We start from the raw sequence: 12,891 nt of genomic DNA on the forward strand, positions 1-12,891 counted from the left end.
CGCGGCCTTCGCGCAGGAGTTTCGATGGCAGGGCCGCGCCGCCGCTGGACCGACATGACCACGGAAGATTTTCGCGAGGGCGACGTCGCGTCGTGGATCGCGGCGCTGCCGGTCTCGGCCGTGGAGCAGCATGGTCCGCATCTGCCGCTCGGCGTCGACGTCATGCTGGGCGACGGCTACCTCGAACAAGCGCTGGCGCTCGCGCCCGACGACCTGCCGGTGACGGCGCTGCCGACGCAGGCGGTCGGCCTGTCGCCGGAGCATATCGCCTTTCCTGGAACGCTGACGCTGTCGCCGGAGACCGTCATCCGGGCCTGGACCGAGATCGGCGTCTCGGTGGCCCGCGCCGGCGTCCGCAAGATCCTGTTCATCAACAGCCACGGCGGCAACTCCGCCGTGCTCGACGTCGTGGCCCGCGCGCTGCGGGTCGAGCACGGCATGCTCGCCGTGGTCACGAGCTGGCACCGGCTGGGCTATCCCGACGGCCTCTTTTCGGCCGAGGAGCTGCGCAACGGCATCCATGGCGGCGAGATCGAGACCTCGGTGATGCTGAAGCTGCGCCCCGATCTGGTGCGCGGCGACAAGGCGGACGATTTCCGCTCCGCCGCCTATGGCATGGAGCGCGACTACGCTCGCCTGAGAACCTCGACGCCCGCCGGCTTCGGATGGATGAGCCAGGATCTGCACCCGTCCGGCGCGATCGGAAACGCGGCGGCGGCGACGTCGGACAAGGGCGAAGCGGCTCTCGCGCATGGCGCGGCCGCCTTCGTCGAGCTGCTGCGCGACATGCACCGCTTCCCCGTTGACAGCCTGAGAACCGCCGCCGGCGGGCGATGAGGCCGCGTCGAGGCTCGACAAGCGCCGCGGCGGCGCTCACCATGCCGCCCAACAGCGAAGAACGGGAGGGAGACCGTCGCATGCCGGACGCGCGCCAGGAAGGCGAACTGATTCAGGGCCTCGCCGTGATCGAGACCAGCGAGACCGACAACGTGCTGCGTTGGGACGGGACCTCGGTCTATGTCGAGCACGACGTCTATCACAACGGCCAGCTCGTCCACCGCAAGTACCGCCGCAAGGTCACGCCGGAGGTCGCCCGCGCGCTGCTCAGCGTGATCGTGAAGGCGTCCTGAAAGTCGCCTCTCGCGCCGCTCTGAGAGACGACGCTTCTCAGCGCCGCTCTGAGATCAGCCGGGCGATGGCGGCGCGGGTCTCGGGCACGCCGAGGCCCTCGCGGCTCGAGGTGGCGAGCACCTCGGGGTAGGCGGCCGGGCGCCGCGACAGCGCCTTCAGCGTGTCGGCGATCCGCGCCTCGCGCTCGCCCTTCGGCACATGGTCGAACTTGGTCAGCACGATCTGATACGAGGTCGCGGCCTGGTCGAGCACGCCGAGCACGTCCTCGTCGACCGTCTTCAGCCCGTGCCGGCCGTCGATCAGCACCAGCACGCGCGCGAGGCTGGCGCGGCCGCGCAGATAGGCCTTCACCAGCCCGGTCCAGGCGCGCACCTGCTCCACCGGCGCCTGCGCGTAGCCGTAGCCCGGCATGTCAACGATGTAGGCTTGCCCGCCAAGGTTGAAATAGTTGAGCTGCTGGGTGCGGCCGGGCGTGTTGGAGGTTTTCGCCAGCGTCTTGCGGCCCGTCAGCGCGTTGACGAGGCTCGACTTGCCGACGTTGGAGCGTCCGGCGAGCGCGATCTCGGGCCGGTCCATCGCCGGCAGCTGCTCGAGCCTCGCCGCGCTGATGACGAAATCGCACGGCCCCGCGAACAGCTTGCGGCCGATCTCGGGGAACGGGTCGTCTTCGGGGGGCGCGTCGGTCATCGGGGTCGCGGCTCGCTTCGGCTGCCGTCGGGGAGGGGCGGCGCCATCCCGAACGAAAAAGGGCCGGGCGTCGAGGCCCGGCCCGCGTTCTCTGGCCGCCCTTCGGGACGGCGGCCCGTCAGGGCTTGGCGGTGTCCGCCGGTTTCGGCTTCTTCCGGAACACCTCGAGCGTGTTGCCCAGAATGTCCGGCTTCACGCCCTGCCGCCGCATGATGACCCACTGCTGGAGGATCGACAGGAAGTTGTTCCACGACCAGTAGATCACGAGGCCGGCTGGGAACGACGCCAGCAGGAAGGTGAAGAACACCGGCATCCAGTTGAAGATCATGGCCTGGGCCGGGTCCGGCGGGGCCGGGTTCAGGCGCATCTGCACGAACATCGTCACGCCCATGATCAGCGGCCAGATGCCGATCAGCAGGAAGTGCGGCACGTCGTAGGGCAGCAGGCCGAACAGGTTAAACAGCGAGGTCGGGTCCGGCGCGGCCAGGTCGTGGATCCAGCCGAAGAACGGCGCGTGCCGCATCTCGATGGTCACGAACAGCACCTTGTACAGCGCGAAGAACACCGGGATCTGCACCACGATCGGCAGGCAGCCGGCCAGCGGATTGATCTTCTCCCGCTTGTACAGCTCCATGAGCTGCTGCTGCTGCTTCACCTTGTCGTCGGCGTAGCGGTCCCGGATCTTCATCATCTCCGGCTGGACAAGCTTCATCTTCGACATCGAGACGTAGGACTTGTTCGCCAGCGGGAAGAACACGAGCTTCAGCAGCACCGTGACGATCAGGATCGCCACGCCGAAATTGCCCACGAGCTTGAAGAAGAAGTCGAGCGCGTAGAACATCGGCTTGGTGATGAAGTGGAACCAGCCCCAGTCGATCAGCAGCTCGAACTTGCGGATGCCGAACTCACGCTCATAGCGGTCGATCGCCTCGACCTGCTTGGCGCCGGCGAACAGGCGCCCGGTCACCTCGGCCGTCGCGCCGGGCGCGACCGTCATCTGCTCGAGCAGGTAGTCGGCCTGGTAGCTGCGGCCACCGTCCTCGGTCGAGGCGAAGCGGGCGGTGTAGGGCTTGTCCTGGGGCGGGGCGAGCGTCGCGGCCCAGTACTTGTCGGTGATGCCGAGCCAGCCGCCGGTGACCTTGAAGGTGCGGGACTTCTGCTCGGCGATCTTCTTGTAGGCGATCTCCTGCAGCCCCTCGTCGCCGAGCACGCCGATCAGGCCCTCGTGGAGAATGTAGTAGCCCGAGACCACCGGCTCGCCATGGCGCGAGATCAGCGCGTAAGGGAACAGCGAGGCCGGCTGGTCGCCCGCGTTGGCGACGCTGTCCTTGACCGTGAACAGGAAGTCCTTGTCGACCGAGATGGTGCGCCGGAAGGTCAGGCCCTGGCCGTTGTCCCAGGTCAGCGTCACCGGGTTCTGGGTGGTCAGCGGGCCGGTGGTCTCGGCCTTCCACTCGGTCTGGGCGTTCGGCAGCGCGGCCGTCCCGCCGGGCGCGTTCACGAAGCCGAACTCGGCGTAGTAGGGCTGGGGGCTCCCGAGCGGCGCGAACAGCACGATCTCGGGGCTCTTCGGGTCCACCGTCTCGTGGTAGTCCTTGAGCGTGACGTCGTCGACCCGGCCGCCGATCAGCGCGATCGAGCCATGCAGGCGGTCGGCGTCGATCGGGATGCGCGGGCTGTCGCGCAGCGCGCCCTCGCGGGTCTTCTGCGTCGCCGGCGGCGGGGCGGCGGAGGGCGCTCCCGGCGCCGGCGCGCCGGCGCCGCCCGGCTGGGGCGCGCCGGTCTCGGCCTTGTCCTGCGTCAGCGCCTGCTGGGTGGCCTGCTGCTCGCGCTGGGCCTCGATCTGCGGCCGCGCGAAGAAATACTGCCAGCCGATGAGCACCAGCGCCGACAGGGCGATCGCGAGAATCGTGTTGCGGTTGTCCATCGTCGTCCGCGTGTCAGGCGAGCCGGTCGTGCGGCGGGAAATCGGGGGCGGGAGAGCGTTCCGGAGCGGCGTCGTCACGTCGGGGCGCGCGGCCGAGGCGGCCATGGGCGCGCCTCACGGCCTCGCCGAGATCGCGGACGATCCGGTCGAACTTGGCGTCGAGAACGGCGCGGCGCGCCACGAGCACATAGTCGCAGCCCGAGCGGGCGGCGCCGGGAAGCGCGAGAGCCACGGCGGCGCGCAGGCGCCGCTTCATCCGGCTGCGTTCGACCGAACCGCCCACGCGCTTTGTCACGGTGAGGCCGACGCGCGGCGTCGCCGCGGGATCGCCGCGGTCGAGGACCTGCAGTCCGATGAGCGGGCCGCCGATCTTCACCGCGTCCCGCGTCGCAGCCACGAAATCGGCGCGGCGGCGCAGGGTTTCAAGACCGGCCGCGGCGCGAGGCATGTCCGGCGTCAGGCGCTGAGGCGCTTGCGGCCCTTGGCGCGACGGGCCGCGATCACCTTGCGGCCGCCGACGGTCGCCATGCGCGCGCGGAAGCCGTGACGGCGCTTGCGGACGAGCTTGCTGGGCTGATAGGTCCGTTTCACGGGTCTCTTCTCCGGTCGGCGCCGCCAAGTCCGCCCCGCCCTTCGACGGGACCGGCGCGACGCGGCCAAAACAAAACGGCCCGCGAGGACGCGGGCGCGATCACGGGCGGCTTATAGTGTCGGCGGCGTCGCGAAGTCAATGACGCGGCGGCGCCGTTGACGCGATCCTGAAACGCCGACCGGGCGCGCCGGGCGGCGCCGGCGGCGGCGTTTCCGGCGGCCCTGGTTTGACGAAGCCTTTGGCCCGCCGCATCATCCGACGCGCGCGCCGCTTTTCCCGATTGCGCCCCCAACGCCATGACAGCCGACACATCACCATCATCCACGGGCGGACGACTGGGCCTTTCCGGCAAGCTGCTCGGGCTGACCGTGGCCTTCGTCATGCTCGCGGAAGTGCTGGTCTATGTGCCTTCGATCGCGAACTTCCGGCTGAACTTCCTCGACGACCAGATGAACCGCGCGCGCACGGCGGCGCTGGCGCTCGACGCGGCGCCGGAGGGGGCGGTGGCGGAGCCGTTGGCGCGACGCCTGCTCAAGAGCGTGGGCGCCCTGGCGCTCGCGCTCAAGGACGGCGACGCGAGGCGGCTGCTCGCGGTCTCCGACATGCCGGCGGAAGTGGCGGTGACCGTCGATCTCCGCGATCCGGTCGGCCCAAGCTCCGTCATCGACGCCTTCGACACCCTGCTGAACGGCCACAAGCGCCTCGCGCGCGTGGTGGACGAGGCGCACGGGCAGGGCGAGTTCCTCGAGATCGTCGTCGACGAGACCGAGCTCAGGCGCGCGATGCTGTCGTTCTCCGGCACGGTGCTGATGCTGTCGGCGCTGATCTCGATGATCGCCGCGGCGCTGGTCTATGTGGCGCTCGACCGCATCATCGTGCGCCCGGTGCGCCGCCTGACCGCCACCATGGTCGGCTTCGCCGCGGCGCCGGAAGACGCCAGCCGGATCGTGGTGGCGTCCGGCCGCGCCGACGAGATCGGCGTCGCCGAGGCCGAGCTCGCCCGCATGCAGACCGAGATCCACGACCAGCTGCAGCAGAAGTCGCGGCTCGCGGCGCTCGGGCTCGCGGTCAGCAAGATCAACCACGACCTGCGCAACCTGCTGGCCTCGGCGCAGCTGATGTCGGACCGTCTCGGCACGGTCGCCGACCCCACGGTGCAGAAGCTCGCGCCCAAGCTCATCGGCACGCTCGACCGCGCCATCGCCTTCTGCCAGTCGACGCTGTCCTACGGCCGCGCGCAGGAGCGCCCGCCGGCGCGCCGCATGGCGCCCTTGGCCGAGGTGGTGGAGGAGGTGCGCACGGCGCTCGGCGTCGCGCCCCATGGCCGGGTCGGCTTTTCCGCGGCGGTGGAGCGCGGGCTGCTGATCGACGCCGATCCGGACCAGATCTTCCGCGTGCTGCTCAATCTCGGCCGCAACGCCGTGCAGGCGTTCGAGAGCCGCGGCGAGCCGGACCCGGACCGCGATCAGATCCGCATCTCCGGGCGGCGGGAGGGCGGCGTGGTGGTGATCGAGGTGTCCGACACGGGCCCCGGCATGCCGCGCAAGGCGCGGGAGCACATGTTCGAGCCATTCCAGGGCTCCACGCGCTCCGGCGGCTCCGGGCTCGGGCTCGCCATCGCCGCCGAGCTGGTGCGCGCCCACGGCGGCTCGATCGCCCTGGTCGACGGCACCATCGGCGCGACCTTCCGCATCACCGTCCCGGACCGCCCGATCGACCTGCAGGCGCGCGCGCGCCAGCGCGCCAGCGCGTGACCCGGCCCGGGCGGCGGATTTCGGCCCCGCATCGTGGCGCTTGCATTCCGTCCGGCGAGCGGCTAACTAACCGCCCTCGCTGTCGGGCAACGCCCGCGGCCAGCGCGCCCGTAGCTCAGCTGGATAGAGCACCAGACTACGAATCTGGGGGTCAGAGGTTCGAATCCTTTCGGGCGCGCCATCTTCCCACACGTCGCTGACATCGTTGATTCGGCAGGGTCGACAGGCCTTGCGCCGCAAGCCGCGACATATCCGCTGCGCCGGCGCAGGGCGTTCTCGGGATGGCGTTGTTCCCGACATGGCGGAGCAGGCCGCCGACCAGGCCGCGGACGCCGCCTTGACCGCAGCGCGAGCGCGCCCACGGTTTGAGACGTCCGGCTCAGGCAGAAATGAAATGGCGGAGAGGGTGGGATTCGAACCCACGGTACGGTTGCCCGCACAACGGTTTTCGAGACCGTCCCAATCGACCACTCTGGCACCTCTCCGCAAAAGGCGAGCCGTCGATCGGCGCTGAATACACGGGAGGCCGGCTCCGCACAAGCAGGCGCCGCGCAGGTTTTGGAGGACCGCGTCGGCCGGCCGCCGCGGCGTTCCGGAGGCGGGGCGGCCACGCGACGTCCCCGTCCCGTCCGCAGCGGCCGCTCCGCCGCGGGCGAAATGCGGACGTGGTCCGCGGGGCGCTTGACGGGCGGCCGCCGGCGCCGGAGAGGAACGGCCGGCCGCTTCCCGCCACCTCCCGCCGCCGAGACCCGGAACGATGTCCGCCCTCACGCGCCTCGTCGAACATCCCGTCACCGAGCGCGTCGTGCTGGCGCTCGTCATCGTCAATGCGATCACGCTCGGTCTCGAGACCAGCCCGTCGGTGATGGCGCGGTTCGGGCCGGCGCTGGTCGCGCTCGACCAGGCCATCCTCGCCGTGTTCGTGGTCGAGCTGGCGCTCCGGCTCGTCGCCCGGCGCGCGGCCTTCTTCCGCGACCCGTGGTCGGTGTTCGACCTCGTCGTGGTCGGGATCGCGCTGCTGCCCGCAAGCGGGCCGTTCCAGGTGGTGCGCGCGCTGCGCGTGCTCAGGGTGTTCCGGCTCATCACCCGGATCCCGTCGCTGCGCCGGGTCGTCGGCGCGCTGGTCGGCGCGCTTCCCGGCATGAGCTCGATCGTGCTGCTGCTCCTGCTAGTGCTCTATGTCTTCGCCGTCATGGCGACGCAGCTCTTCGGCGCCGACATGCCCGACCGCTTCGGCACGCTTGGCCTGTCGCTGCTGACGCTGTTCCAGCTCGTCACGCTCGACGGCTGGTCCGGCGAGGTGGTGCGGCCGCTGCTGGAGACGCACCCCTATTCGTGGATCTTCTTCATCCTGTTCATCCTGGTGTCATCCTTCACCGTGTTCAACCTGTTCATCGGCGTGGTGGTGAACGCGATGCAGGCCGAGCACGAGGCCGAGCGAATCGAGAAGACCGGCCGGCCGCCGGCCTCGCTCGAGGAGGTGCTGGCGGAGGTGAAGAAGCTCCGGGCGGAGGTCGCCGCGCTCAAGGCGCCGGCTCCCTGATGCGGCCGCGGAGGCCTGGTTACTCCGCGGGCTGCGGCTCGGTCCTGGCGAGGCGGCCGTCCTCGGCCATGGCGTAGACGAGGAACTGCGCCGTTCCGATGTTCACGTCCTCGATGCGCTCGGGCCCGAGGCCGTCGAGCCGCATGAGCATGGAGCGCAGGGCGTTGCCGTGCCCGACGAGCAGCGCGCAGCCGTCGTCCGCGACGGCGGGCGCGATCTCGCGCTCGTAGAACGGCCAGACGCGGGCGGCCGTCATGGCGAGGCTCTCGCCGCCCGGCGGCACGGCGTGGAAGGATTTGCGCCAGACGCGGACCTGCTCGGCGCTGAAGCGCTCCCGCGCCTGGCTCTTGTTCAGCCCGGCGAGCGCGCCGTAGTCGCGTTCGTTCAGCGCCGCGTCTTTCCGGACCGCGAGATCGTCCTGGCCAAGCTCCTGCAGGATGAGCGCCATGGTCTGCTGGGCGCGCCGCTGCGCGCTGGTGAAGGCGTGGGTGAAGCGCAGGCCGAGACGGCCAAGCTCACGGCCGGCGGCGAGCGCCTCCGCGACGCCGCGCGAAGTCAGCGCAGGATCGCGCAGGCCGGAAAACAGGTCCTGGGCGTTGTCCTCGCTCTGCCCGTGGCGGACGAGGACGAGCGTGCGCTTGAAGGGGGTCATGGCGTCGGCGTTGGAGGCGTGGCGCGGTCGCAAGGTGACGTCTCGGCGCGCAAGCTCGTCCGCTTCGCCGGCTTTCGCCATCCGACATAAGGCGAGCGGGGCTTTTGCGCGACAGCGCGCCGCAGGCGGCTCAGCCGTTCCCGTCAATGAACCAACGGGCTTCGCGGGTCCATCGGTCGTCGAACGTCTTCGTCAGCCGGGCCAAGGTCTCGGGCGGTAGCAGCGCGGCGCTCGCGGGCGTCGCGACCGGCGCGATCTCCGGGGGCGCGTCGTAGCCGAGGCTCTTGAGCCGTTCCTCGAAAGTCGGGTGCGTCGATCCGTAGAGCGCTTCGTCGGCGAGCAGATCGCCGGAGGCGCGGGGTTTCTCCAGTCGCGCGGTCGCCGTCACGCCGCGCCGGTGAATCTCGGCGAGGTGGGCTGCGGTCCGCGCGATCGGCGGCGGCGGCGGGGAAACCGCGCCCAGAAGCTCCTGTTCGAGCGGGCGATGGACGAGCGCGTCCATGGAGTGAGCCGTCGCCTCGACGATCACGAGCGCACGAGCCGCGTCGGACGTCTGGGCGCCGGCGAAGGCGTCGGCTTCGAACTCGTGGCGTCGCGAAACGGCGCGCATCTCGCGCTTGAGCCGACGCATCCCGCCGGACAGGGCGAGGTCGGCGAGGCCGCCGAGCACGGTGTCGTGGGGATCGGCATAGAGAAAGAGCATGTCGAACGAGCCGACGAAGTCGTTCACGTTGGTGAGGCCGCTCGCATGAGCGAGGCGCGCGTGCCCGACCTCATGCGCGAGGATCGCCCAGATGGCGGCTTCGTCGCACGCCATCAGCAACGGCAGTCCTACGGCCAGGATCTCCGTGCGGCGCAGACCGAGAGAGCCTCGGAGCTCGCCCATGGAGGCGTTGAGCTGGTCAGTCACCACGACCGCGCGTCGCTTCGACGGCTTTGGGTCGATCTCGTCCCAGAGCGCCCAGAGCCGGGGGGCCTCCTCGCGCGAAAGGGTGTCTTTGAGCGGCGGCGCGCCGGGAACCAGCAGCATGCCGAGCGCGAGCGTGACGCCTGCCACCGACAGCGGTCCGACCACGAGCGCGGCCGCCAGCGCGACGTAGGGGTGATGGTCGAACAGTCCCAGCCAGCCATAGCCGATCAGCGCGATCGGCAGCAGCACGAGGATCACGGCGTAGCGGCCGAGCCGGCCGATGAGCCAGACGACGATCCTCGCCATGGCGCTTACGGCGCGCGGAAGTGCTTGGAGAGCTTCAGGCCCTGGCCCTGGTAGTTCGAGGTGGCGAGCTCGCCGTAGAGCGTCCGCGGGCGCTCGAGCATGCGCTCGTAGACGAGGCGGCCGACCGTCTGGCCGTGCTCCAGGATGAAGGGCACCTCGTGGCTGCGCACCTCCAGCACCGCGCGGGCGCCGGCGCCGCGGCCCTCGGCGTGGCCGAAGCCCGGATCGAAGAAGCCAGCGTAATGCACGCGGAACTCGCCGACCAGCGGGTCGAACGGCGTCATCTCGGCGGCGTGGTCGGGCGGCACCTGCACCGCCTCGCGCGAGGCGAGGATGTAGAACTGGCCGGGATCCAGCACCAGGCCGGAGCGGCCGGCGTGGATCGGCTCCCAGAAGTCGGCGACATCGTGCGCGCCCGGACGGTCGACGTCGACGACCCCGGTGTGGCGCTTGGCCCGCCAGCCGACGAGGCCGGCGCCGTCGCCAAGGAGGTCGACCGTCACCGCGACGCCGCCGCGCACGTCGGCCGCGTCGTCGTCGACGAGCCGCGCCCGCTGCTGCAGCGCGACGAGTTCGGCGTCGGAGAGCCGCGGCTCGCCGCGGCGCAGGCGCAGCTGCGACAGCCGGGCGCCCGGCCGCGCCAGCACGGGGAAGGTGCGGGGCGAGATTTCGGCGAACAGCGGGCCGGCGTAGCCAGCGGGGATCTGGTCGAAGGAGCGCGCGCCGTCGGCGATCACGCGCGTGAAGACGTCGAGCCGGCCGGTCGAGCTCTTAGGGTTGGTCGCGGCCGCGACGTCGTCCGGCAGCGCCAGCCGCTCCATCAGCGGCGCGATGTAGACGCAGCCGGTCTCGAGCACCGCGCCTTCCGTTATGTCGATGGTGTGGAGCGTGAACTCCTCGAGCCGCTCGGCGACCGTTCGGCCCGCGCCGGGTAGGAAGCTCGCGCGCACCCGGTGCACCTTGGTCCCGAGCCGGAGGTCGAGGCTCGCGGGCTGCACCTGGTCGGCGGCGGCCGGGCGGTCGAGCGCGATGGCGCCGTCCGCGATCAGCCGCTCGATCGCCTGGCTCGGAAGGATGCCGCCGCGGGGCTCGTCAGTCGTGTCCAAGCGGGCGGTTCCCATGCTGGCCGTTCACGCGTTCCGTTCGTTTACGCGAACGGGGCGTTGACGCAAGCGGGCGCCGGGATTACCACCTTTCCATCCCGTGGTTCCTTGGGCCGGCCGGCTTGCAGCCACGTTAAAACAACCTGCTAAAAGGCCGGACCGCGCGAAGCGCCCCCGACGACGACCGGGCGCCGCCTCCCGCGACCCGGCCGGCCCTGTTCGGAAGGTCGCAATCCCATGAGCCGCCGCCCTCTGCCCGCCGACCGCGAGGTCGCGCCCGCCACGCGCCTCATCCACGAGGCCGAAGCCCGCTCCGGCTTCGGCGAGATGTCGGAAGCGCTCTACCTCACCTCCGGCTTCTCCTACGACACGATGGAGGCGGCCGAGGCGCGGTTCGACGGACGAGACCCCGGCTTCATCTACTCCCGCTTCTCCAATCCGACGGTCTCGACCTTCGAGCGCCGCATGATCGCGCTGGAAGGCGCCGAGGCCGGACGCGCCACCGCGAGCGGCATGGCCGCCGTCACCGCCGCCATGCTCTGCCAGCTCAACGCCGGCGACCACGTCGTGGCGGCGAAGGCGCTGTTCGGCTCCTGCCGCTACGTGGTGGAGGACCTGTGTCCGAGGTTCGGCATCGCCTGCACGCTGGTCGATGGCGCCGACCTCGCCCAGTGGCGCGCGGCGCTCCGGCCCACGACCAAAGTGTTGTTCCTCGAAAGCCCGACCAATCCGACGCTCCAGGTCTACGACATCGCCGCGATCGCCGAGATCGCGCACGAGGCCGGGGCGCGGCTCGTGGTCGACAACGTGTTTGCGACCCCGATCCTGCAGCAGCCGCTGACGCTCGGCGCGGACATCGTCGTCTACTCCGCCACCAAGCACATCGACGGCCAGGGCCGCGTGCTCGGCGGCGTGGTGCTGGGCTCCGAGAAATTCGTGATGGACCACCTGCACACCTTCCTGCGACAGACCGGCCCGTCGATGTCGCCGTTCAACGCCTGGACGCTCGCCAAGGGGCTGGAGACGCTGGCGCTCCGGGTCGAGCGGGCGCAGGCGAACGCAGGCCGGATCGCGGACTTCCTCGCGGCGCATCCCAAGATCGCCAAGCTGACCTATTGCGGCCGGGCGGATCACCCGCAGGCCGATCTGGTGCGGAAGCAGATGAAGGGCGGCGGCACGCTGGTCGCCTTCGAGATCGACGGCGGCAAGGAGGCGGCGTTCCGCTTCGGCAACGCGCTGGAGATCGTGAAGATCTCGAACAATCTCGGCGACGCCAAGTCGATCCTGACGCACCCCGCGACCACCACGCACCAGCGCCTGTCGCCGGAAGCGCGCGCCGAGCTCGGCATTTCCGACGCGATGCTGCGGCTCTCGGTCGGGCTCGAGGACGCCGGCGACCTGATCGCCGATCTCGAGGCGGCGCTCGACGCGGCCTGAGGACGTTCGAAACGCGAAACGGCCGCCGGAGGCGATCCGGCGGCCGTCTGGTTGCGTCAGGCGCGGACGGTTCAGTGCGTCGGGAAGCTCGGCCGGCGATCGCGGCGCCGGTCGTTGGTCGGCTGGTAGGCGATCGACGCATGGTGCGCGCAATAGGCCTGGCCGGGGGTGCAGCGCCCGCCGCAGAAGCGGAAGTCCGGCTGGCTGGGGTCGCCCAGCGGCCAGCGGCACATGTTCTCGCGCAGCTCCATGATCGTCACGTTCTCGCAGACGATCGGCTGGGTCTCGACCAGCTGCACCGGCACGACGCGCGGCGCGGGGGCGGCGATCGTGCGCGCCTCCATCACCGGGGCGGCGGCGAGCGCGGTCGCGCCGCGGGTGGCGTAGGTCGCCGACTGCGGCGCCCGCGCAGCCGTGGCCGCGATCGGGGCGGACACGCGGTGCGACGGCGAGGCCGCCGGCTTCCTGAGCCGCGGCGCCGCGCTCGGCGCGGACTTCGCGCGGCCGGACAGGCCGAGGCGGTGCACCTTGCCGATCACGGCGTTGCGCGTCACGCCGCCGAGTTCGGCCGCGATCTGGCTCGCGCTCAGGCCGTCGGCCCAAAGCTTCTTGAGAAGCTCTACGCGCTCGTCGGTCCACTGCATCGGCGTCTCCATATATTCTGGAGGCGGAATCCGAGAAGCTCGCCGTCACGTGAGGATTCACGCACGGGCGTCGCCGCCGTCGTCTTCGCCGGGATTGTCATGTCAGCGCGAAGCCCGCGCTTAACGAAATCTAAACTACGGCGCCGGGCGACTCAGCGGCAAGAGTCGGAAATGCAACACTGGGGTTTTCCCCAAGTCCTGCGCT

General features: G+C 70.7%; 13 protein-coding genes, 2 tRNA genes and 1 riboswitch. Of the genes, 6 read left to right on the plus strand and 9 right to left on the minus strand.

What is annotated here, in order from left to right; translation table 11 throughout:
* Positions 1-24: 24 nt before the first annotated feature.
* Both PKE78_RS17245 and PKE78_RS17250 read left to right on the plus strand, forming a co-directional pair.
* On the plus strand, positions 25-837 hold the full coding sequence (locus PKE78_RS17245; protein ID WP_271202171.1) for a creatininase family protein: 813 nt from the start codon (positions 25-27) through the stop codon (positions 835-837).
* An 80-nt stretch (positions 838-917) separates the two neighbouring features.
* Positions 918-1,130 carry a hypothetical protein gene (locus tag PKE78_RS17250; protein ID WP_271202172.1) on the plus strand — a complete coding sequence of 71 codons (213 nt, stop codon included), beginning with the start codon at positions 918-920 and terminating at the stop codon, positions 1,128-1,130.
* A gap of 37 nt (positions 1,131-1,167) precedes the next feature.
* Here PKE78_RS17250 and yihA read toward each other — a convergent pair whose 3' ends face one another.
* From yihA to rpmH, 4 genes are all read right to left on the minus strand, one after another.
* Positions 1,168-1,818: a ribosome biogenesis GTP-binding protein YihA/YsxC gene (yihA, locus tag PKE78_RS17255; protein ID WP_271202173.1), complete on the minus strand. Its 651-nt coding sequence runs from the start codon at positions 1,816-1,818 to the stop codon at positions 1,168-1,170.
* A 118-nt stretch (positions 1,819-1,936) separates the two neighbouring features.
* Positions 1,937-3,745, minus strand: coding sequence for a membrane protein insertase YidC (gene yidC / locus PKE78_RS17260; RefSeq protein WP_271202174.1), 1,809 nt, complete (start codon positions 3,743-3,745; stop codon positions 1,937-1,939).
* Between the two features lie 13 nt (positions 3,746-3,758).
* Positions 3,759-4,193: a ribonuclease P protein component gene (rnpA, locus tag PKE78_RS17265; protein ID WP_271202175.1), complete on the minus strand. Its 435-nt coding sequence runs from the start codon at positions 4,191-4,193 to the stop codon at positions 3,759-3,761.
* Positions 4,194-4,201: 8 nt separating this feature from the next.
* Positions 4,202-4,336 (minus strand): 50S ribosomal protein L34, encoded by a 135-nt coding sequence (gene rpmH / locus PKE78_RS17270; protein WP_020179492.1) that lies wholly within the window; start codon positions 4,334-4,336, stop codon positions 4,202-4,204.
* A gap of 297 nt (positions 4,337-4,633) precedes the next feature.
* Here rpmH and PKE78_RS17275 point away from each other — a divergent pair, with 297 nt between their 5' ends.
* Entirely contained in the window at positions 4,634-6,091 is a 1,458-nt protein-coding gene (locus PKE78_RS17275) for a sensor histidine kinase (RefSeq protein WP_271202176.1), read from the plus strand.
* A 104-nt stretch (positions 6,092-6,195) separates the two neighbouring features.
* Positions 6,196-6,272 (plus strand) — tRNA-Arg (locus PKE78_RS17280).
* A 214-nt stretch (positions 6,273-6,486) separates the two neighbouring features.
* Here PKE78_RS17280 and PKE78_RS17285 read toward each other — a convergent pair.
* Positions 6,487-6,576: transfer RNA gene (locus tag PKE78_RS17285), tRNA-Ser, on the minus strand.
* Between the two features lie 272 nt (positions 6,577-6,848).
* Between PKE78_RS17285 and PKE78_RS17290 the strand changes: the two genes are divergently transcribed.
* Entirely contained in the window at positions 6,849-7,634 is a 786-nt protein-coding gene (locus PKE78_RS17290) for an ion transporter (RefSeq protein ID WP_271202177.1), read from the plus strand.
* Between the two features lie 19 nt (positions 7,635-7,653).
* On the opposite strand, the gene PKE78_RS17295 is transcribed toward PKE78_RS17290, so the two are convergent.
* The 3 genes from PKE78_RS17295 to PKE78_RS17305 form a co-directional block, all read right to left on the minus strand.
* Positions 7,654-8,286, minus strand: coding sequence for a 2,3-bisphosphoglycerate-dependent phosphoglycerate mutase (locus PKE78_RS17295; RefSeq protein ID WP_271202178.1), 633 nt, complete (start codon positions 8,284-8,286; stop codon positions 7,654-7,656).
* 130 nt (positions 8,287-8,416) lie between these two features.
* Positions 8,417-9,502: a M48 family metallopeptidase gene (locus PKE78_RS17300; protein ID WP_271202179.1), complete on the minus strand. Its 1,086-nt coding sequence runs from the start codon at positions 9,500-9,502 to the stop codon at positions 8,417-8,419.
* A 5-nt stretch (positions 9,503-9,507) separates the two neighbouring features.
* Positions 9,508-10,623, minus strand: coding sequence for a 2'-deoxycytidine 5'-triphosphate deaminase (locus tag PKE78_RS17305; protein ID WP_428981291.1), 1,116 nt, complete (start codon positions 10,621-10,623; stop codon positions 9,508-9,510).
* 72 nt (positions 10,624-10,695) lie between these two features.
* Positions 10,696-10,775: riboswitch (SAM riboswitch) on the plus strand.
* Between the two features lie 67 nt (positions 10,776-10,842).
* Here PKE78_RS17305 and PKE78_RS17310 point away from each other — a divergent pair.
* A complete protein-coding gene (locus PKE78_RS17310) occupies positions 10,843-12,042 on the plus strand; it encodes an O-succinylhomoserine sulfhydrylase (protein ID WP_271202181.1) in 1,200 nt (399 codons plus the stop codon).
* Between the two features lie 71 nt (positions 12,043-12,113).
* On the opposite strand, the gene PKE78_RS17315 is transcribed toward PKE78_RS17310, so the two are convergent.
* Positions 12,114-12,686, minus strand: coding sequence for a GcrA family cell cycle regulator (locus PKE78_RS17315; RefSeq protein WP_271202182.1), 573 nt, complete (start codon positions 12,684-12,686; stop codon positions 12,114-12,116).
* Positions 12,687-12,891 lie beyond the last annotated feature (205 nt).

It is taken from the genome of Methylopila turkensis (assembly GCF_027922325.1).
GTDB classification, from domain to species: domain Bacteria; phylum Pseudomonadota; class Alphaproteobacteria; order Rhizobiales; family Methylopilaceae; genus Methylopila; species Methylopila turkensis.

Excerpts from the sequence above, each read along its gene's own strand:
- PKE78_RS17245 (WP_271202171.1), top strand. The coding sequence starts at position 25 with ATGGCAGGGCCGCGCCGCCGCTGGACCGACATGACCACGGAAGATTTT.
- PKE78_RS17250 (WP_271202172.1), top strand. The coding sequence starts at position 918 with ATGCCGGACGCGCGCCAGGAAGGCGAACTGATTCAGGGCCTCGCCGTG.
- yihA (WP_271202173.1), bottom strand. The coding sequence starts at position 1,818 with ATGACCGACGCGCCCCCCGAAGACGACCCGTTCCCCGAGATCGGCCGC.
- yidC (WP_271202174.1), bottom strand. The coding sequence starts at position 3,745 with ATGGACAACCGCAACACGATTCTCGCGATCGCCCTGTCGGCGCTGGTG.
- rnpA (WP_271202175.1), bottom strand. The coding sequence starts at position 4,193 with ATGCCTCGCGCCGCGGCCGGTCTTGAAACCCTGCGCCGCCGCGCCGAT.
- PKE78_RS17275 (WP_271202176.1), top strand. The coding sequence starts at position 4,634 with ATGACAGCCGACACATCACCATCATCCACGGGCGGACGACTGGGCCTT.
- PKE78_RS17290 (WP_271202177.1), top strand. The coding sequence starts at position 6,849 with ATGTCCGCCCTCACGCGCCTCGTCGAACATCCCGTCACCGAGCGCGTC.
- PKE78_RS17295 (WP_271202178.1), bottom strand. The coding sequence starts at position 8,286 with ATGACCCCCTTCAAGCGCACGCTCGTCCTCGTCCGCCACGGGCAGAGC.
- PKE78_RS17300 (WP_271202179.1), bottom strand. The coding sequence starts at position 9,502 with ATGGCGAGGATCGTCGTCTGGCTCATCGGCCGGCTCGGCCGCTACGCC.
- PKE78_RS17305 (WP_428981291.1), bottom strand. The coding sequence starts at position 10,623 with ATGGGAACCGCCCGCTTGGACACGACTGACGAGCCCCGCGGCGGCATC.
- PKE78_RS17310 (WP_271202181.1), top strand. The coding sequence starts at position 10,843 with ATGAGCCGCCGCCCTCTGCCCGCCGACCGCGAGGTCGCGCCCGCCACG.
- PKE78_RS17315 (WP_271202182.1), bottom strand. The coding sequence starts at position 12,686 with ATGCAGTGGACCGACGAGCGCGTAGAGCTTCTCAAGAAGCTTTGGGCC.